We start from the raw sequence: 19,961 nt of genomic DNA on the forward strand, positions 1-19,961 counted from the left end.
CCGCACGGTGCGGCGTGGGCGGCCGAGCATCCAGGAGGTCTCCGTGCAGGAATCCGCGACCACGATCGCGCTCGGTCCGGACCCGCAGGCATCCCGTCTGCTGGAGAAGGCGGTCGTCGGGGCGGGTGCCCAGGTCGGCGAGCTCGCCGACGCGGAGGCGCTGATCTGGACCGGCACACCGGGTGCCTTCCCGGCGACGCTGCCGTCGTCGGTGCGCTGGGTGCAGCTGCCCGCGGCGGGGATCGAGGACTACTTCGACGCCGACGTCTTCGCCGCGCACCCCGACGTGCTGTTCACCTCCGCGGCGGGCGCGTTCTCGCACAGTGTCGCCGAGCACGCGCTGATGCTGCTGCTGGCCGGGGTCCGGTATCTGCCCGAGCACCTGCGGGCGACCTCGTGGCAGCAGCGCGAGTTCTTCCCGCACGTCGGCTCGTTGCGCGGCAAGACGGTGACCATCGTCGGCGCGGGCGGGATCGGGCGGGCCCTGATCCCGATGCTGGCGCCGCTGGGCGCGCACGTGATCGCGGTGAACCGGTCGGGCACGCCGGTGACCGGCGACGGCATTCCCGAGGGCATGGAGACGCTGCCCGCCGATCAGCTGAGCCGGGTGTGGTCGCACACCGACCACGTGGTGATCGCGGCGCCGGCGACCGCGCAGACCCGGCATCTGGTCGGCGCCGACGAACTGGCCCGGCTAAAGCCCTCGTCCTGGGTGATCAATGTGGCCCGCGGCAGCCTGGTCGACACCGACGCGCTGGTCGACGCGCTGACCCGGGGCGTGATCGGCGGCGCCGGTCTCGATGTCACCGAGCCGGAGCCGCTGCCGGACGGGCATCCGCTGTGGACGCTGCCGAACGCGATCATCACCCCGCACGACTCGAATCCGCCCCAGCTGCGCCTGGCCGCGTTCGCCGATCACGTCGCCGCGAATGTGACCCGGTTCGTGGCGGGCGCGCCGCTGCTGGCGATCGTGGAACCGCGCCGCGGCTACTGAGCGATCCGGCCGCGCCCCACCCAGGCCGCGATCTGGCTGCGCTTGGCGAAGCCGAGTTTGGTGAGAATGTGCTGGACATGGTTCTGCGCGGTGCGTTCGGACAGCACCAGCGCGGCGGCGATCTCCCGGTTGGTGAGGCCGCGGGCCACCAGGTCGGCGACCTCGCGTTCGCGCGGAGTCAGGGTGGCGCAGTCGTTCCGGGTGGCGGTGAGCACGCGCAGCCGCTCGGCCCAGGGCGGCATGCCGAGCGACTCGGCCACCGGCAGGGCGGCCGCGGCCAGGGCGACCGCGTCGGCGGTGGCGCCGCTCGCGAACTGTAGTTCGGCGAGTTCGCATTCGGCTTCGACGGCGAAACCGGGGGCGCCGATGGCACGCGCGGTGTGGGCGGCGGAGCGCAAGTCGGTACCAGCGGTGTCCGGATCATCCAGTGCGGCAGCGAATTTCCCGAGCCACAGGGTCGTGGGGCCGAGGTAGTGGGCATTGCCGCCACCGCCGGTGATGTGTCCGTCGCGATAGCGCGTCAGCCGGTCGCGGAAGTAGGCGACATCCTCGCGCAGGCCGAGCGCGGCGGCGACCGCTCCGCCGATGGCAAGCACATTGAGCAGGAAATACGGTGGGACCGGCCACTTCTCGGGCCGGCCGAGGCCGCGGTAGAGGGGCTCGGCCTCGGCGATCATGCCGCTGTCGACCAGCGGGAAGGCGGTGCCGAGGGCGGCGAACAGCAGGTTGCGGACCTCGCCGCGCAGCGGCGCGTGCGGCTGGGTCAAGGCCTGCGGGTCGTGCCCGACGTGATGGCCGACGACGGCGCGCAGGGCCCGGAACGCGCCCTCCCCCGCGGGATGGCCCAGTGTGGTCGCCAGCGCGTTGGCCTGTCCGGCCCGGTCGAGCGCGAGCGCGAATTCGCCCCTGGCCTGCGCCAGCGCCGCTTCGGCGACGAGCAGATGCCAGCGTGACATCGGGCCGCCGGTGCGCTCGGCGCACCAGCTCAGGCAGGACAGCTCCCCGGTGATCTCGCCCAGGTCGCCGTGCTCCCACAGGGCATCGATGCACCACAGCCTGCCCCACATCTCCACGGCCGGATCGCGCGCGCGTTCGCCCGCCGCGATCATGCGGGCGGCCAGGACGCCGTGTTCGTCGCGATGGTCGGGTCCGCTACAGGCGAGCTGCCGGGCCCGCAACGCCGCTGCGAGGACGGTGGGATCGTCACCACGATCGGCCGATAGCAGTGCGGCCCGGCTGGATTCGTCGACGCCGTCGAGTCTGCCCAGGTAGATCGCGGTCTCGGTGGCCCGGGCCAGCAGCCGGGCACGCAGGGGTTCGGGCAGGTCGTCGGCCGTGAGCGCTTCGGCGCAGGCGTCGGCGATATCGCGATCCCAGCCACGGTCCCCGATCGGTTCCAGCACCAGCGCGGCCTCGGCCTGTAGCGCCGGTTCCCCGGCCTTGCGCGCCAGCGCCTCCGCGGCCGCGCAATCCGCGCGGGCGGCGGCCAGGTCACCGGCCCGGACCGACGCGGCGGCGCGCTCGAGCAGCAGCCTGCCCCGGTCGACCGGATCCAGCGCGGCGGCGTGGGTCAGTGCCAGTCCGTACAGACGGACCGCCTCCTCGAAGGCCAGCTCACGCAGGGCGACCGCCGCCGCGCGCCGCGCCCAGCGGACGGCGGGTTCGTGCGCCCCGGTCACCGCGGCGTTGGCCCAGTGCCAGGCCAGCGCGGCCGAATTCGCCTCGACCGCATCGGGATACAGCGCCTCGATGGCCAGCGCCGCCCGCTGGTGCAGCACCACCCGCTGCTGCAGGGACAGGCCGTCGAGCAGGGCCGCCCGCACCAGCGCATGCGCGAACCGCACGGTGCCCGGGTCGTCGGCGGTCGTCAGCAGGCCCGCCTCGATCGCCTCGTCGACGGCGGCGAGGCAGTCCACCGCCGGACGGGCGACCAGCCGGGCCGCGACCGCGATCGAGAACCGCTCCCCCAGCATCGACGCCGCGCGCAGCAACTCCTGCGCCCTGCTCGACCGTGGCGCCATCCGCCCGCGCACCACCTCACGCAGGCTCGTCGGCAGGCGCAGCGCGCCGTCGGTGGATCCGCGCATCGAGCGACCGAGTTCACGCAGGTAGAAGGGATTGCCGCCGGTCATGTCGAAGGCCTCGCCGGCCAGCTCGTCGGGCAGCTCGCGGCCCGCCTCCATGCGCAGGCAGCGGGCCGAATCCGCCGGGGACAGGCCGCGCAGGAGCAGCGAGGCGGTGACCGGCTCGCGCAGCAGCTTCGGTTTGATCGCGGTCCAGCCGCCGTCCGTCGCGCCGGCCCGCTCGATGGCGCACACCATGATCCGGCGCTCCCGCAGTGCGCGCACGACGTAGAGCAGTGCCTGCAGCGACGGCTCGTCGGCCCAGTGGATGTCGTCGACCACCAGCAGCACGCCGGTGTCGGCGCCGTCGAGCCCGGCCGCGAAGCCCTCGAACAGCGCCACCCGGTCGGCGCCGGGCGCGGGTGTCCCGGTGCCGAGCGCCTGGCGCCACAGCCAGAACGGCGGAGTATCGGGGAGTTCGAGCGCGCGGGCCCACAGGGTGCGCACCCCGCGATCGCGGGCGCGCCCGGCCAGTTCGGCGACCAGCCGGGTCTTCCCGACGCCCGCCTCACCCGAGCAGATCACCAGTTGCGGCGTGCCGTGCACCGCGTCGTCGAGCCGGGCCAGCAGATCGGCCAGTTCCCCCTCGCGTCCGATGAGCTCGGTGATCACGCCGCACCTCCGAGTACCAGAGCATACTCGCAGGTGAGGGCCCTACAGAAGGGTCAGGAGGCGGTGCGCTCGGTGAACCCGCCGACCGTGACGACGTACTCCTTCGCGTTCTCGTCGTAGCTGATCGAATAGGTGGTCGGATACCGGGTCGTGTGCTGGTAGGCCTGCGGTTGCGGGATGTCGCCGGTGAAGGACGGCTTGGTGAGCAGCCATTCCCTGGTGAACATGGGCTCGGTGAAGATGTACTGGCCGTCCCAGGCGCCGTTGATCAGGGTCTGGGTGAAATCGCCCGGCGCGACCGGCTTGCTCATGTCGACCCAGTGCACCCCCATCGCGGGCACCGCCTGCACCTCGATCGGTTCGGGCAGCGTCGTGTTGTTGGCAGGCATGTACTTCGAATCGGGGTTGTGCGCCGCCTTCGTCAGGAACGCCGGGTCCTGTGGGCTGATCGCCGCCACCGCGGCGTCGTCGATGAAATAGAAGTGGGCGTCGAAATGCGGCTCGTCGAACATGCCGATCGGCGGGTGGCCGTGCGGCACCCAGTCGAAGGTGAGGTGATCGACCACCGTGCCCGCGGCTTCCTTCGGCAACGCCAGCGGCGGGCTGGCAGGCGGCGGGCCCTCCGGCATCGTGGCGGGCATCGGCAGGCCCTCCAGGGCCGCCTCCTGGATCCGCAGGCCGACCGCGGTCGGTGTGCCGGACCCGTCGGTGGTCACGAAGGTGCGGATCTGGCCGTTGCCCAGGACGCGTTCGTCGCCGTAGTAGGTCTTGTCGGAGTCGTCGCCGCAGGCCGCGGCGGTGGCCAGGACGAGCAGGGCGGCCAGCGCGGCGGTGAGGGTTCGGGTGCGCATGCCGCTCACCCCTGGGCCACGGTCTGCACGGCGGCCTCGAAAGCGCGCACGCGGGCATCGGGTCCGGGGCGGATGCCGACCCGGTCGAAGGCGGGGAAGAGCCGCTCGGCGGCGAACCGGTCGGCGTCGTCGGCCGACTCCCAGATGTCGACGACGGTCAGCGCGCCGTCGCATTCTCCGACGAAGTGCCACAGATTGCCCGCGACCGGTTCCGGTCCGAGCGCCTCGTGCACCGTCCGATACTGCGCGAGCCCCACGCCGGGACTCTCGGTGATGTGGACGTAGGTCATGGCTCCTCCATTCGACGGATCTGTCCCGAAGGTAGGAGCCGCGACGCCGGTCGTCGTCCGCCGAAATACTCATCTCGCTACTCAGAGCGCCCGAAGTTTCCATCCGGACGGAAGAACGATGCGCCGGAATCGGACACGACGGTTAGGCTGTCCTCGTCCTGGTTCGGTAAGGATGGGATCGGCAATGGGATGGACCTTCAGCGCTGACGAATTCGCGCACGTGTGGCGGGAATCCGGTCAGGACAGAATGCCCTTCCCGATCCGGGTGCTCGAATCACCGCGCACCGAGGACGAGGCCGCCCGATTACGCGCCGACCTCGATCATCGACTACCCGGCGGCGGCGACCCCGACCTCGCCGCCTGCCTGCGGATCGTCGCCGCACCCCACGCCAGGATCGCGCTCGTCGGCGGCGCGCACACCCCCGGCAGCGAGATCCGGTTGCTCGCCTGCTCGGTCTTCGATCACGCGGTCCTCATCGTCCAGGAGCCCGGCACCCGGCCCGACTACGGTGGCCGCGTGCGGGTTTCGATCGGGCACACCGCCGGGATCGGGGCCAGGGTCGCCGCCTGTCTGCCCGACACCCCGCCCGGCCGGGAACCGGCACGCGAGGCCGCCGCCGACGCCGTCCGTGACGAGGAGACCGTGGTCGCGACCCATCCCGCGGTCCCCCGGATCCAGCGCCTGCTGCGCCGCCCGCACACCGCTGAGGGCCACATCCGCATCGAGACCGGGCTGGACCGCGCCACGCCGGTGCCGCCGGTGCATTACAGCTGGATCGATGTGGCCGGCGACGGCCGCTATCTGCTGCGCGCGGGGGAAACGGTGCACGTCGTGCCCGCCGCGGCCGGTCAGCTGGCCGCCCAGCTGCAGCGCAGGCTCGCTCCTGTGCACAGTTCCAACACCAGAAGGTCCAGCTAGCCTGGACGCCGACGCACGATCTGGAGGGGAGACGCGATGACGATCGAGAGCAGCAGAGCCGAGATCTCCCGGTTCCGCAGCGCCGCCGCGGCGGGGACCGTGAAGTTCGATCCCGATGCCGCGCGCCGCTGTGCCGACCTCTACGAACAGCAGGCCGACCGGCTCGGACAGCTCCGTCAGCGCCTCGAATCCGCCGGTGAGGCAGGTGGATTCGGCGGTTTCGTCTCCGCGCAGCAGTTGCAGGCCGGGTTCGCGCACAAGGCCCGCGACGCCGCCGATCTGCTCGACCACTACATCGAGGCCGCCTACCGGATGAAAGAGGCGTTCCTGCTCAGCGCCGGTCTACTCGACGAGGCCGACGCCGCCGCGGCCGCCGCCCTGCGCGCGGTCGACCCGAGGCGGCGCTGATGGGCGGCACCGACCCCACCTACATCAGTGCGATGGAGCATTTCGAGTCCATGCCGCACGAGCAGATCTATGCCCGCACCCAGCAGATCGACGCCGCCGAGGTGCTCGACGCCTCGCTCGCCTGGCTGGAATGCGCCGCCGCGCTGACCACGACCATGCCGCTGACCAGGTCCAATGCCGACCGCGTCATCGACGAGACCGGGTGGGAGGGCGCCGCGGCCGACGCCGCCTTCGCCAGCACCCGCAGCTTCGCCGACTCGATCGGCGAGCTGGCGACGGTCTTCGGCGAGGTCGGCGCCCGCCTCGGCGGCGTCGCCGCGGCCGCGGAAGCGGTGAAGCTCGCGGTGGTGGCGCCCGGTGGGTCCGGGCCGATCGGCACCATCGCGCGGTTGCTCGAAGCCGCCCATGTCATCGACGCGCAGATGGCGGCGGAGGCGTTGCGCCAGGAAGCCGTGCTGGCGATGAACATGATCTACAAGCCCGCGTACTCGCTGGCCGGGACGGGTGTGCCCGCCTTGCCCGCGCCGCCGGGGTCCCCGAGTTCGACGGAACAGGGACGCAACGGATCGTCGCCGGGGTCAACGCAACCCGCTGCACCGCAGGGTGATTCGACGCAGGGCGGTTCGACGCCGGATACCGGCGGCACGACCGCGCCGGGCGGGAACAGCGAAAGCTCTGCACCGAGCCAGAATCCGGCCCCGACCACCGAAACCCCGAAGCCGGACACTCCCGCACCGTCGAGCGAGACACCCGCTCCCCCGACCACCACCCCGGCTCCGGCGACCCCCGCCCCGACGACGGAACAATCCGCTCCGACCAGTGAACGACCGGCACCGTCCACAACCGATCAACCGGCACCTCCCGCTCCGACGTCGGAACCGCCTGCGCCACAACCGGAACCCACCACCCAGGCGCCTCAGTCGCCCGCACCCACTTCCGAACAGCCCGCCCCCCAACCGGAACCCGCACCGCCCACCTCCGAACCAGCGCCGCAAGCCCCTGCGCCGACCTCGGAACAGCCCGCGCCGCAACCGGAATCATCAGCACCCCCCGCGCCGCAGAGCCCCGCACCGGAAGCACCCGCACCGCAACCGGTTCCGCGAGCACCGGAACCGCACGCGGGCATCGTGGTGCCGCCGGTGCCCGGTGGACCGGTCGATCCGGGCGGGCAGCCGGGTGTCACCGGGCCGATCCCGGAGACGACCGCACCGCAGCCGCAGCCCGCCACTCCCCCGCCCGCACCACCGCTGGACCTGGATCAGCCAGGGGTCATTCCACCCCGGCGGTGATGATCAGACCTTGACCAGGTCGTCGGCGTGGATGACCGGGCGCTGCATGGTGTCGGGGAGTTCGGTGGTGGAGCGGCCGAGCATGGTGGTCAGTTCGGTGCTGTCGTATTCGACGACACCGCGGGCGACCACGCGGTTGTCGGGGCTGACCAGGTCGACGACGTCGCCGCCGAAGAAGCGGCCGCGCACGCCGGTGATGCCCGCGGCGAGCAGGGAGCGGCGTTTGGCGACGGCCTCGACGGCGCCCGCGTCGATCAGGACCGCGCCGCGGGTGTCGGCGGCGTGGCGGACCCAGAACTTGCGGCCGGACAGGCGGACCGGGCGGGCGGCGAAGGCGGTGCCGACGGTGCCGTCGGCCAGCGCCGTCGCGGCGTCGGCGGCCGAGGCCAGCAGCACGGGGATGCCCGCGTCGGCGGCCAGGCGGGCGGCGGACAGCTTCGAGGCCATGCCGCCGGTACCGAGCGCGCCACCGCTGCCCGCGATGACGCCGTCGAGGTCGGCGCTGCTGCGCACCTCGGGGATGAAGTTCGCGGCGCCCTTGCGCGGGTCGCCGTCGTAGAGGCCGGAGACGTCCGAGAGCAGGATCAGGGCGTCGGCGCCGACCAGATGCGCCACCAGGGCGGCGAGGCGGTCGTTGTCGCCGAAGCGGATCTCCTCGGTGGCGACCGTGTCGTTCTCGTTGACCACGGCGATCGCGCCGAGCGAGCGTAGTCGGTCGAGGGTGCGCTGGGCGTTGCGGTGGTGCTCGCGGCGGGCGAAATCGTCGGCGGAGAGCAGCACCTGGCCGACCGTGCGGTCGTAGCGGGCGAACGAGGTGCCCCAGGCGTGCGCGAGGGCCAGCTGGCCGACGCTGGCCGCGGCCTGCTTGGTGGCCAGGTCCTTGGGCCTGCGCGACAGGCCGAGCGGGGCGATGCCAGCGCCGATCGCGCCGGAGGACACCACGACCACGTCCGAGCCGGCCCGCATCCGCGCCTCCACGGCGTCGGCCAGCCGGTCGAGCCGGTCGGTGTCCAGACCGCCCTCGAGGCTGGTCAGCGCCGACGAACCGATCTTCACCACGACCGCGCGCGCCGACACGATGGCCTGGCGCGCCGCACTCAGCTCCGAACTCACCCGCATAGCCTTACTCCCTGCACCGCGATCACCATCGTCGACGGTCCCGGACCGAGCCGGTGACCCACCGCAGTATGCCGATCGAACGGCCGCGCGCGACACCGGTTTTCGGTGCCGCGCGGCGGCCGGACCCCTTACTTCTCGTTCTCGTCGAGCAGCCCGCGACGCGCCCGCGACGCGTGCTTGCGCTCGGCCGCGCCGACCCGGCTGTTGTTCTCCAGCCGCACATCGGTGCCACGCCCGGTCGGCACGATGTCGACACCCGCGGACACCTGCGGCTCCCACTCGAACGACACGTCGCCGATGGTCACCGAGCACCCCGGCTCGGCACCCTGCTTGACCAGCTCCGCCTCGACACCGAGGCGGGCCAGGCGGTCGGCGAGGTAGCCGACGGCTTCGTCGTTGTCGAACTGGGTCTGGCGCACCCAGCGCTCCGGCCGGGTGCCGCGCACGATGAAGCCACCCGGCTCCTGCGGATCGGCGATGACGCTGAACCCGGACTCGTCGGTCGCGATCGGGCGGATGATCTGGCGCTTGGGCGCGGCCTTGGGGTGATCCTCGCGATACTGGCGGACCATGTCGGCCAGCGCGAAGGTCAGCGGACGCAGCCCGGCGCGGCTCACCGCGGAGATCTCGAACACCGGCCAGCCGCGTTCGGTGAACTCGGCGGTCACCATCTCGGCCAGTTCGGCGGCGTCGGGGACATCGGTCTTGTTCAGGATGACCACGCGGGGCCGGTCGGCCAGATCGCCGAGGCTCGCGTCACCGGCCAGCGCCGGCTTGTACGCGGCCAGTTCGGCCTCGAGCGCATCGACATCGGAGACCGGGTCACGGCCCGGTTCGAGGGTCGCGCAGTCGACCACGTGCGCGAGCACCGCGCAGCGCTCCAGGTGGCGCAGGAAGTCCAGGCCGAGGCCACGGCCGTCGCTGGCGCCGGGAATCAGACCCGGCACGTCGGCGACGGTGAAGGTGGTGTCGCCGCTGGCGACCACACCCAGGTTCGGGACCAGCGTGGTGAACGGGTAGTCGGCGATCTTAGGCTTGGCGGCCGAGAGCACCGACACCAGCGAGGACTTGCCCGCCGACGGGAACCCGACCAGGCCGACGTCGGCGACCGACTTCAGCTCCAGCACCAGGTCGAGCTCTTCGCCCTCTTCACCGAGCAGCGCGAAACCGGGGGCCTTGCGCGCCTTGGACGCCAGCGAGGCGTTGCCGAGACCGCCGCGACCGCCCTTGGCGACCACGAACTTGTTGCCCGCGCCGACCAGGTCGACGACGACCGCACCGGCGGAATCGACCACCACGGTGCCGTCGGGCACCTTCAGCACCAGATCGGTGCCCATCTTGCCGTCGCGATTGCCGCCCTCGCCGGGCTTGCCGTTGCCTGCCTTGGCGTGCGGGTGGAAATGGAAGTCGAGCAGGGTGTGGACGTTGGCGTCGACCTCGAGGATCACGTCCCCGCCGTTGCCGCCGTTGCCGCCGTCGGGACCACCGAGCGGCTTGAACTTCTCACGATGCACCGAGGCGCAACCGTGTCCACCTCTACCGGCACGAACATGCAGCACGACGCGGTCGATGAATTTGGACATGGGTTGATCCTCCTCCTTCTGACTGGTCGATTGCGGTAAGGGTGGGCGAACACGACGGAGCGGGTCAGGGAATGAACCCTGACCCGCTCCGGTGTCCGTGGGGAGCTGACGCTCCAGGCGGTCAGGCCTGGGCCGGCTCCGGGACGACGATGTTGACGGTCTTGCGGCCACGCTTGGTGCCGAACTCGACCGCGCCCGCCGCGAGGGCGAACAGGGTGTCGTCGCCGCCACGACCGACGTTCACGCCGGGGTGGAAGTGGGTTCCGCGCTGACGGACGAGGATCTCGCCCGCGCTGACCTTCTGGCCACCGAAGCGCTTCACGCCGAGGCGCTGGGCGTTCGAATCACGACCGTTCCGGGAGCTGGATGCACCCTTCTTATGTGCCATTGCTTCGTCTCCTCGGGATGTCTTACTTGATGCCGGTGACCTTGATGACCGTCAGCGGCTGACGGTGACCCTGGCGCTTGTGGTAGCCGGTCTTGTTCTTGAACTTGTGGATCCGGATCTTCGGGCCCTTGGTCTGGTCGACGACCTCGGCGGCCACGGAGATCTTGGCCAGCTTGTCGGCGTCGGTGGTCAGATCGGCGCCGTCGACGACGAGAACCGGGGTCAGGGCCACGGCGGTGCCGGGCTCGCCCTCGATCTTCTCGACCTTCACCAGGTCACCGACCGCGACCTTGTACTGCTTTCCGCCGGTCTTGACGATTGCGTACGCTGCCATCGGTCGGCTTCCTCCACTCACGTTGGTCGTGCTCGTTTCACGTCACAGCTGCGCGACGCGTGTTCTTGACTGGGGCTCATTCCCGCGAACGGGGAGAGCAACGGTCACTTGCCTGCGGTATCACCCTGCCGTTCGGCTAGGTGCCCAATCGCGGGGCAGCGACCGACCTAGGTTACCAGACCGGTATCCACTCCCCCAATTCGGCCGGTCAGGGCCGGATCGGGGGCCTGCGCGCGAGGAGGGCTCCCCGCGCGCAGGTGGCCTCCTAGTTCGATTCGGCCGCGGGCGCGCCCGCGGGCCTGCCCACCGCGCGACGGCGCGGCTTGCGGGCGGGGACGACGACCGGCTCGGCAGCGAAGTCGACCACCGCCGTGGCGGGCGGCTGCTCGCTCGTCGACAGGACGAACACCGCGCCCGCGCTGTCGGGGGCGGGGGCCGCCGTCGAGCGGGCCACCCGACGCCTGCGCGGTGCGCGGGCAGCGGGCTCCTCGACGACCGGCTCCGGTTCGGGCTCGGCCTGCTCGGGCTCCGGCTCGGCGACCGCCTCGGCCGCGACGGGCTCCGGCTCGGCGTCCGCCGGGACCGGCTCCGGCTCGACCGGGGTCGGCTCGGCGACGGGCTCGACCGGGGTCTCGGCCGCGACGGCCGGGGCCGTGTCCTCGGCCTGCTCGGCCGGGATGACCCCGGTCAGCGCGGGACTGTCGACCGCCGACTCGGCCTGGGCGGCCGCGCCCCGGCTCGACCGGCGCGACCGGGACCGCGAGCGCGAGCGGGTCGGCTCGGCGGGCGCCTCCTCGGTGGCCACGGCCTCGGCCACGACCTCCTCGGCGGGCTCGCCGTCCTCACCGTGGTGGGCGGCCATCGCGAGCGCGACCGGGTGGGCCCGCTTGACCGCGATGTCCTCCTCACCGTGCTCGGCGGGTGCGGTGCCGTTGGTCGCCGGAGCGGCTGTGGCGGCGGGCTTGTCCTGGCTCTTGTCCTTGCCGCGACGACGCCGCGACGAACCTTCCTTGGCCCGGCTGCCCGAGTCCTCGGCACCGGACCCGGCGTCGACCGGGTAGGAGTGCACGAGGATGCCGCGCCCGTGGCAGTGCTCACAGGTGGTGGAGAACGCCTCGACCAGACCGGTGCCCAGCTTCTTGCGGGTCATCTGGACCAGGCCGAGCGAGGTCACCTCCGACACCTGGTGGCGGGTGCGGTCGCGGCCCAGCGCCTCGGTGAGCCGGCGCAGCACCAGGTCACGGTTGGATTCGAGCACCATGTCGATGAAGTCGACGACGATCATGCCGCCGATGTCGCGCAGCCGCATCTGGCGCACGATCTCCTCGGCCGCCTCCAGGTTGTTCCTGGTGACGGTCTCCTCCAGGTTGCTCGACCCGGAACCGGTGAACTTGCCGGTGTTGACGTCGACGACGGTCATCGCCTCGGTGCGGTCGATCACCAGGGTGCCGCCGGAGGGCAGCCACACCTTGCGGTCGAGCGCCTTGGCCAGCTGCTCGTCGATGCGGAAGGTCTCGAACACGTCGACACCGTTGTTCTCGTGCTGGTTCACCCGCGGCAGCAGGTCCGGCGCGACGGTGCGGACGTAGTTCTCGACGGTGCTCCAGGCCCGGTCACCTTCGATGACCAGCCTGGCGAAATCCTCGTTGAACAGGTCGCGGATCACCTTGACCAGCAGGTCCGGCTCCTCGTAGAGGGCCTTGGGCGCGTTGGACTCCTTGGCCGCGGCCTCCTCGATGGTGCGCCAGGTGGCCTGCAGCCGCTCGACGTCGCGGGCCAGCTCGGGCTCGCTGACGCCCTCGGACGCGGTGCGGATGATCACGCCGGCGTCGGCGGGCACGATCTCGCGCAGGATCTCCTTGAGCCGCTTGCGCTCGGTGTCGGGCAGCTTGCGGCTGATCCCGGTGGAGGTGCCGCCCGGCACGTACACCAGGAAGCGACCCGCGAGCGAGATCTGAGTGGTCAGGCGGGCGCCCTTGTGACCGACCGGGTCCTTGGACACCTGCACCAGCACCTGATCGCCGGGCTTGAGCGCCTGCTCGATCTTGCGCTCCTTGCCGCCGAGACCGGCGGCGTCCCAGTTCACCTCACCGGCGTAGAGCACGCCGTTGCGGCCACGGCCGATGTCGATGAACGCGGCCTCCATGCTGGGCAGCACGTTCTGCACCTTGCCGAGGTAGACATTGCCCACCATCGACGCCTGGCCGGAACTGGTCACGAAGTGCTCGACCAGGATGTTGTCCTCGAGCACCGCCACCTGGGTGGTGATCTGGTGCCCCGGCGCGTGCTCGGCGGCGTCGAACGACTTCTCCCGCACGACCATCACCCGGTCGACCGCCTCGCGGCGGGCCAGGAACTCCGACTCGGTCAGGATCGGCGGACGACGACGACCGGCCTCCCGGCCGTCCCGGCGACGCTGACGCTTGGCCTCGAGCCGGGTGGAACCGGAGATGCCCTGCACCTCGTCGGACCCGGCCCGGCCGCGGCTCTTGTTGCGCGGCTCGCGCTCGTGCACGACGGTGTTCGGCGGATCGTCGTCGGCGGCGTCGGCATCGCCACCCTCCCCGCCGACCTTGCGGCGACGGCGACGGCGGCGGCGACGGCTCGCGCCCTCGGGCTGGTTGTCGTCCTCGTCGTCGGACTCGGCGTCGGTGTCCTCGGCCTGCTCGGCCTCGTCGGTGGCGGCCTCCGACGACACGGCGGACTCGTCGTCGGTGTCGTGCTCGGCGCCCTCGGTCTCGGTGTCGTCGCCGTCGGCGGACTGCTCGCCCCGGCCACGGCCGCGGCCACGACGGCCACGGCGACGGCGGCGCGGCTGGCCGTCGGCGTCGTCGTTGTCACCGGCGGCGTCGGACTCGTCCTCGGCGTCGGTGGTCTCGGTCTCGGGCTCGACGTCGGCGACCGGCTCCTCGGTCCGCTTGGCCGTGCGCTCGGCCCGGCGGCGCTTGCGCGTCTCCTCGGCGGCGGTGGCATCCGGCGGCAGGAACAGCGGCGCGGTGAACGCGGGCGCGTCGAAGGCCGCGGCCTCGGCGGGCGCCGGGGTCTCGGTGGACCGATGGGTGAACAGATCGGTGTGCGCGTCGCTCGCGGCGAACACGCCCTCGGTGCTCGCGACGTCGGGCGCCGAGAACATCGGCGCGGGCGCCGTGGTGGAGTCGGCCGGCTGCTCGGCGACGGGGGTGGCGGGCGACGGTGCCGCCGCGGGGGTGGATGCTGGGGATTCGCCGATCTCGGCGTCGGCGGCGGCGATCGCGTCGCGCACGGTCTCGGCGACCGCGCGATCCACATTCGATTGGACGCTGCGCGCCTCGGTCCCCAGTTCGGCCAGTTTGGCCAGGATGCGTTTGCTGGTCACTCCCAACCGCTTGGCCAGTGCATGAACTCGAATTCGCTCCGGCAATTGATCGGCATCCTGTTGTGTTGTGTCCAGCGGCTCTGTATCGGCCACGAAGTCTCCTCGGGCCCCCGGGCGCGTCCCTCCCCGGTACGGGAGTGACGCGGCCGACGCGGGGGCATCGTCCGTGCACCTCGTACCGATGGTACGAGGGTCATCTGGTCTCGCCCCGCGTGTCCGGTCTCACCTCGATCGATCTTCTGGCGGGCCAACCGGTCACGCGGCGCCTGGCTGTACGGCGTGACGCCGCGCTCCGAGCGCTCATCCAGCGTGCCTGCGCGGGCAACCCCAGCAACAGGGTCGTCCGTGGCAGCGATGATCGGCATCCAACCGCGGTGTCATCCGGTCATGTTCGTCACCGTCGTCGCGTACCTGCGCGACAGGCTGTCACCAACCGCCCTGTTCGAGCATCGGTGACGAACACATCCGTAGTCAGTATCCCATACGGTTCGCGCGGGGATCGCCATCGGCGCAACTCACGCGAACCTCGGCCGCTCGAGCTCGTCGCGTCCGCACCGGACGCGACGAGCGAGTACAGCGCGTTCAGGCAGCGTCCGATGCTGCCTGAGCGGGCGCCCTGCGTGGTTACGCTGCGCTACCGCCTCCGGGCGCTGACCGTTCAGGCAGGGAACTCGGGGAACCAGAGCGCGATCTCGCGCTTGGCGGACTCGGGCGAGTCGGAACCGTGAACGAGGTTGAACTGGGTCTCCAGACCGAAGTCACCGCGGATGGTGCCGGGGGTGGCCTTCTCGACCGGATCGGTGCCGCCGGCCAGCTGACGGAAAGCGGCGATCGCGCGCGGGCCCGACAGCACGGCCGCGACGACGGGGCCCGAGGTGATGAACTCGATCAGCGAACCGAAGAACGGGCGCTCGGCGTGCTCGGCGTAGTGCTCCTCGGCCAGCTCGGTCGATACGTTCTTCAGCTCCAGCGCCTCGAGGGTCAGGCCCTTGCGCTCGATGCGGGCGAGCACCTCGCCGACGAGGCCACGGGAGACGCCGTCCGGCTTGATGAGTACCAAAGTCTGCTCAGTCACGGCGTCACTCTAACCGGCGTCGCCGCCGGGAGCCGAACTCGTGTCAGTTCGGCCACCCATTCGCTGACTGGGCAGTAGCCCCGCGTCCATCCGGCGCTGCACGTCCGAGCGCAGCACGAGGATGAACGCCCACACCGCGACGAACACCAGGCCGATGATGCCGATCGACAGGTGGATGAACGTGCCTGCCAGCAGCAGCACCTGCAGACCGATGTTGAACGGGATCGCCCACGGCTTGCGCTGCACACCCGCGCCCAGGATCATCAGCACCGCGAGCACCACCAGGTAGGTGCCGGACAACCAGGTGACCCCGCCGCCGACATCGGCGACCACCGGCAGCGCCAGCAGGACCACGATGGCCTCGAGGACCAGGGTGCCCGCCATGACCCCGCGCAGACCCTTCCACGGGTCGGTGGTGGGCGGTGGAACCTCACTCATGCCGGAGCCTTTCCGAAGAGGGCGCGCGCGGCGCCCGCGGTCACCACCGAGCCGGTGACCACGACGCCGGCGCCCGAGATCACGTCACCGTCGTCGCCCGCCTGCTCGGCCAGGGCGATCGCCGATTCCAGCGCGTCGGGCAGGGTCTCGGCGGTGATCACCCGCTCGTCGCCGAAGCGCTGCACGGCCAGGTCGGCGAGCGCGTCGACGTCCATCGCCCGCGGTGACCCGTTACTGGTGACCACGATCTCGTCGAAGACCGGTTCCAGCGCGTCGAGGATGCCCGCCGCGTCCTTGTCCGCGAGCACGGCGACGACGCCGACCAGCTTGCGGAAGTCGAACTCGGTGGTCAGGGTGTTCGCCAGCGCCGTCGCGCCCGCGGGATTGTGCGCCGCGTCGACGAAGATGGTGGGCGCGTTGCGCATCCGCTCCATCCGGCCCGGGCTGGCCGCGCTCGCGAAACCCGCGCGCACGGCCTCGATGTCGAGCTGACGATCGGCGCCGGCGCCGAAGAACGCCTCCACCGCGGCCAGCGCGAGCGAGGCGTTGCGGGCCTGGTGCTCGCCGTGCAGCGGCAGGAAGATCTCGTCGTAGACGCCGCCGAGCCCCTGCAGGGTCAGCAGCTGACCGCCGACCGCGACGGCCCGCTCCAGCACCCGGAACTCCGCGCCCTCGCGGGCGACCGCGGCGTCGGCCTCGACGGCGCGGCGCAGCAATACGTCCATCACCTCGGGCTCCTGCTCGGCGATCACCGCGACGGTGTCGACCGGGATCAGTGCCTCGGGGGCGCGCTTGATGATCCCGGCCTTCTCCTTGGCGATCGAGGGGAGATCGGGGCCGAGGTACTCGGTGTGGTCGAGGCCGATCGGGGTGATCACCGCGACCTGCCCGTCGATGACATTGGTCGCGTCCCAGGTGCCGCCCATGCCGGTCTCGACCACGGCCACGTCGACCGGCGCCTCGGCGAAGGCGGCGTAGGCCATGCCGGTGAGCACCTCGAACTTGCTCATGGCCGGGCCACCGGCCGCCTCGGACTGCTGGTCGATCATCCCGATGTAGGGCTCGAGCTCGCGGAAGGTCTCCACGTAGCGGGCCGGGCTGATCGGGGCGTTGTCGATGCTGATCCGCTCGGTCGCCAGCTGCAGGTGCGGGCTGGTGATCCGGCCGGTGCGCCGGTGCAGCGCGGTGAGCAGGGCGTCGATCATCCTGGTCACCGACGTCTTGCCGTTGGTGCCCGCGACGTGGATCGCCGGGTAGTTGCGCTGCGGGTTGCCCAGCAGATCCATCAGCGTGCTGATCCTGGTCAGCGACGGCTCGATCTTGGTCTCGGGCCAGCGCTTGTCGAGTTCGGCCTCCACCAGCGCCATCTCGGCCAGATCGACCGGCGACGGTCCGGCGCCGAGCGGAGCCGGGCGGTGGTCGTCGGCTTCGTACTGCGGCTCCGGCTCGTCGTTCACTTGCCGCTCAGCTCCGCCAGCCGGGCACCGATGCGCGCGACTTCGGCCGCGGCCACATCCCGGCGGCCGGTGATCTTGTCGACGACCTGCTGCGGCGCCTTGGCCAGGAACGCCTCGTTGCCCAGCTTGGCCGTTGTGGTGTCGAGGTCCTTCTGCGCGACCGCGAGATCCTTCTCCAGCCTGCGGCGTTCGGCGTCGAGGTCGATCGCGCCGGAGGTGTCGAGCTGCACGGTGACCGTCGCGCCGGACAGGCGCACCTGCACCTCGGCGGTGGTGGCGAAATCGTCGCCGGGTTCGGTCAGCCGGGCCAGGTTGGCCACCGAGCCGGCGAAACCGCCGAGTCCGGCCTCGTCCAGGCCGACCAGCGTGGCCTTCACCTTCTGCTTGTCGGCCAGGCCCTGGTCGCTGCGGAAGCGGCGGATCTCGGTGATCAGGCGCTGCGCGTCGGCGACCCGCTGCGCGGCCACGGTGTCGGTGGCCACACCGCTCGCGGTCGGCCACGGGGCGACGACCACCGACTCACCGCCGGTCAGCGCCTTCCACAGGGTCTCGGTGACGAACGGGATCACCGGGTGCAGCAGGCGCAGCACCGCGTCGAGCACCGTGCCGAGCACCACCGCGGTGCTCTCGGCGCGCGCGTCGGACTCGGCGAACTGGACCTTGGACAGCTCCAGGTACCAGTCGCACAGCTCGTCCCAGGCGAAGTGGTAGAGCGCCTCGCAGGCCTTGCCGAACTCGTAGGCGTCGAAGGCGGCGTCGACTTCGGCGCGCACCTCGTCGAGCCGGTCGACGATCCAGCGGTCGGTGTCGGTCAGCGTCTCGCGCGGCGGCAGCTCACCCGAGCGGGCACCGTTCATCAGCGCGAACTTGGTGGCGTTGAACAGCTTGGTGACGAAGCTGCGCGAGGCCAGCGCATGCGGTTCGCCGACCGAGAGGTCGCCACCCGGCTGAGCGCCGCGGGCCAGGGTGAAGCGCAGCGCGTCGGCGCCGTAGGAGTTGATCCAGTCCAGCGGGTCGATGCCGTTGCCGCGCGACTTCGACATCTTCTTGCCGAACTGGTCGCGGATCAGGCCGTGCAGGAAGACGTCCTCGAACGGCACCTGCTTCTGGCCGCCCTTGCCGACGGTGAGCACCGGGTCGTCGCTGACGAACATGCCGAACATCATCATCCGGGCCACCCAGAAGAACAGGATGTCGTAGCCGGTGACGAGCACGCTGGTCGGATAGAACTTGGCCAGCTCCGGGGTGGCGTCGGGCCAGCCCATCGTGGAGAACGGCCACAGGCCCGAGGAGAACCAGGTGTCGAGGACGTCCGGGTCCTGCACCCAGCCCTCGGGGGCTTCCTCGTCGGGGCCGAGGCAGACGATCTCGCCCTCGGGGCCGTACCAGATCGGGATGCGGTGACCCCACCACAGCTGGCGCGAGATGCACCAGTCGTGCATGTTGTCGACCCAGTCGAACCAGCGCGGCTCCTGGCTGGCCGGATGGATCTTCACGTCGCCCTCGCGCACGGCGTCGCCGGCGGCCTTGGCCAGCGATTCGACCTTGACCCACCACTGCATCGACAGGCGCGGCTCGATCGGCTCACCGGAGCGCTCGGAGTGGCCGACGCTGTGCGCGTAGGGCCGCTTCTCGGCGACAACGCGGCCCTCGGACTGGAGGCGCTCGCGCACCTTCACCCGTGCCTCGAAGCGGTCCATGCCGTCGAATTCGGTTCCGGTGCCGGTGATCCGGCCGCCCTCGTCCATGATCGTCGGCATCGGCAGGTTGTGCCGCAGGCCCATCTCGAAGTCGTTGGGGTCGTGCGCGGGGGTGATCTTCACCGCGCCGGTGCCGAACTCAGGGTCGACGTAGTCGTCGGCGATGATCGGGATCTGGGTGCCGGTGATCGGGTGGTAGACGGTGCTGCCGATCATCGCGGCGTAGCGCGGATCGTCGGGGTGCACGGCCACGGCGGTGTCGCCGAGCATCGTCTCCACCCGGGTGGTGGCCACCACGACGTGCGGCTCGTTGTCGTCGAGCGAGCCGTAGCGCAGCGAGACGAGCTCGCCGTCGACGTCCTTGTAGTCCACCTCGAGGTCGGAGATGCCGGTCTTGAGCACCGGCGACCAGTTCACCAGCCGCTCGGCCCGGTAGATCAGGCCCGCGTCGTACATCTTCTTGAAGATGGTGCGGACGGCGCGCGAGAGGCCCTCGTCCATGGTGAAACGGTCGCGGCTCCAGTCGACGCCGTCACCGAGGCGGCGCATCTGCGCCTGGATCGCGCCACCGGATTCGCGCTTCCAGTCCCAGACCTTGTCGATGAACAGCTCGCGGCCGAAGTCCTCTTTGGTCTTGCCGTCGACAGCCAGCTGCTTCTCCACCACGGTCTGGGTGGCGATGCCGGCGTGGTCCATGCCGGGCAGCCACAGCACCTCGTAGCCCTGCATCCGCTTGCGGCGGGTGAGGGTGTCCATGAGGGTGTGGTCGAGGGCGTGGCCCATGTGCAGGGTGCCGGTGACGTTCGGCGGCGGCAGCACGATCGAGTAGGCGGGCTTGCCGCTGGTCGCGTCGGCGCCGAAGTATCCGGCGGCTACCCAGCCCTCGTACAGGTCGGCCTCTACCTCGCTGGGGTTCCAGCTCTTGGGCAGGGCATCGGCACGATTACGCGAGTTGTCTGGGGCTGCGCTGGTCACGCCCCAATCCTAAGGGGCGCCGCCTCGGCGACTTACCACCACCTCCGGCGG

General features: G+C 71.3%; 16 protein-coding genes. 4 read left to right on the forward strand and 12 right to left on the reverse strand.

Features of this window, described 5'->3' with window-relative positions:
- Positions 1 to 43: 43 nt before the first annotated feature.
- Positions 44 to 994 (forward strand): D-isomer specific 2-hydroxyacid dehydrogenase family protein, encoded by a 951-nt coding sequence (locus AB0H54_RS24225; RefSeq protein ID WP_355277139.1) that lies wholly within the window; start codon positions 44 to 46, stop codon positions 992 to 994.
- Here AB0H54_RS24225 and AB0H54_RS24230 read toward each other — a convergent pair.
- Genes AB0H54_RS24230 through AB0H54_RS24240 form a run of 3 tightly spaced genes read right to left on the reverse strand, consistent with a single transcriptional unit; the run spans position 988 to position 4,870 of the window.
- Positions 988 to 3,729, reverse strand: coding sequence for an AAA family ATPase (locus AB0H54_RS24230; RefSeq protein WP_357348065.1), 2,742 nt, complete (start codon positions 3,727 to 3,729; stop codon positions 988 to 990). The two genes, AB0H54_RS24225 and AB0H54_RS24230, sit on opposite strands and share 7 nt — an antisense overlap.
- Before the next feature lie 53 nt (positions 3,730 to 3,782).
- Complete coding sequence (locus tag AB0H54_RS24235) at positions 3,783 to 4,580, reverse strand: DUF5602 domain-containing protein (RefSeq protein WP_357348067.1); 798 nt, start codon at positions 4,578 to 4,580, stop codon at positions 3,783 to 3,785.
- 5 nt (positions 4,581 to 4,585) lie between these two features.
- The gene (locus AB0H54_RS24240; RefSeq protein ID WP_357348069.1) at positions 4,586 to 4,870 is read right to left on the reverse strand and encodes a hypothetical protein; all 285 of its coding nucleotides are present in this window, start codon (positions 4,868 to 4,870) and stop codon (positions 4,586 to 4,588) included.
- A 184-nt stretch (positions 4,871 to 5,054) separates the two neighbouring features.
- On the opposite strand from AB0H54_RS24240, the gene AB0H54_RS24245 reads away from it, so the two are divergent.
- Genes AB0H54_RS24245 through AB0H54_RS24255 form a run of 3 tightly spaced genes read left to right on the forward strand, consistent with a single transcriptional unit; the run spans position 5,055 to position 7,486 of the window.
- Entirely contained in the window at positions 5,055 to 5,789 is a 735-nt protein-coding gene (locus AB0H54_RS24245) for an ESX secretion-associated protein EspG (RefSeq protein WP_357348071.1), read from the forward strand.
- 36 nt (positions 5,790 to 5,825) lie between these two features.
- A complete protein-coding gene (locus tag AB0H54_RS24250; RefSeq protein ID WP_357348073.1) occupies positions 5,826 to 6,197 on the forward strand; it encodes a hypothetical protein in 372 nt (123 codons plus the stop codon).
- Positions 6,197 to 7,486, forward strand: coding sequence for a hypothetical protein (locus AB0H54_RS24255; protein ID WP_357348075.1), 1,290 nt, complete (start codon positions 6,197 to 6,199; stop codon positions 7,484 to 7,486). Before AB0H54_RS24250 ends, AB0H54_RS24255 begins: the two co-directional genes overlap by 1 nt.
- Before the next feature lie 3 nt (positions 7,487 to 7,489).
- Here AB0H54_RS24255 and proB read toward each other — a convergent pair whose 3' ends face one another.
- The 9 genes from proB to AB0H54_RS24300 all read right to left on the reverse strand — a co-directional run bounded on the left by proB (position 7,490) and on the right by AB0H54_RS24300 (position 19,910).
- On the reverse strand, positions 7,490 to 8,587 hold the full coding sequence (gene proB / locus AB0H54_RS24260) for a glutamate 5-kinase (RefSeq protein ID WP_355277201.1): 1,098 nt from the start codon (positions 8,585 to 8,587) through the stop codon (positions 7,490 to 7,492).
- Between the two features lie 146 nt (positions 8,588 to 8,733).
- Positions 8,734 to 10,188 (reverse strand): GTPase ObgE, encoded by a 1,455-nt coding sequence (gene obgE / locus AB0H54_RS24265; protein ID WP_355277126.1) that lies wholly within the window; start codon positions 10,186 to 10,188, stop codon positions 8,734 to 8,736.
- Positions 10,189 to 10,309: 121 nt separating this feature from the next.
- Complete coding sequence (rpmA, locus tag AB0H54_RS24270; RefSeq protein ID WP_022567181.1) at positions 10,310 to 10,576, reverse strand: 50S ribosomal protein L27; 267 nt, start codon at positions 10,574 to 10,576, stop codon at positions 10,310 to 10,312.
- A gap of 22 nt (positions 10,577 to 10,598) precedes the next feature.
- Positions 10,599 to 10,910, reverse strand: coding sequence for a 50S ribosomal protein L21 (gene rplU / locus AB0H54_RS24275; protein WP_110039506.1), 312 nt, complete (start codon positions 10,908 to 10,910; stop codon positions 10,599 to 10,601).
- A 265-nt stretch (positions 10,911 to 11,175) separates the two neighbouring features.
- Positions 11,176 to 14,358, reverse strand: a complete 3,183-nt coding sequence (locus tag AB0H54_RS24280) for a translation initiation factor IF-2 N-terminal domain-containing protein (protein ID WP_357348078.1) — start codon at positions 14,356 to 14,358, stop codon at positions 11,176 to 11,178.
- A gap of 565 nt (positions 14,359 to 14,923) precedes the next feature.
- A complete protein-coding gene (gene ndk / locus AB0H54_RS24285; protein ID WP_218721467.1) occupies positions 14,924 to 15,340 on the reverse strand; it encodes a nucleoside-diphosphate kinase in 417 nt (138 codons plus the stop codon).
- A gap of 9 nt (positions 15,341 to 15,349) precedes the next feature.
- Positions 15,350 to 15,778, reverse strand: coding sequence for a DUF4233 domain-containing protein (locus AB0H54_RS24290; RefSeq protein ID WP_355277120.1), 429 nt, complete (start codon positions 15,776 to 15,778; stop codon positions 15,350 to 15,352).
- Positions 15,775 to 17,145: a folylpolyglutamate synthase/dihydrofolate synthase family protein gene (locus tag AB0H54_RS24295; protein ID WP_357348482.1), complete on the reverse strand. Its 1,371-nt coding sequence runs from the start codon at positions 17,143 to 17,145 to the stop codon at positions 15,775 to 15,777. The genes AB0H54_RS24290 and AB0H54_RS24295 overlap by 4 nt, the downstream gene beginning before the upstream one ends.
- 86 nt (positions 17,146 to 17,231) lie before the next feature.
- Complete coding sequence (locus tag AB0H54_RS24300; protein ID WP_357348081.1) at positions 17,232 to 19,910, reverse strand: valine--tRNA ligase; 2,679 nt, start codon at positions 19,908 to 19,910, stop codon at positions 17,232 to 17,234.
- Positions 19,911 to 19,961: the final 51 nt, after the last annotated feature.

The sequence above is a fragment of the Nocardia sp. NPDC050718 genome, from assembly GCF_040654235.1.
Taxonomy (GTDB): Bacteria; Actinomycetota; Actinomycetes; order Mycobacteriales; family Mycobacteriaceae; genus Nocardia.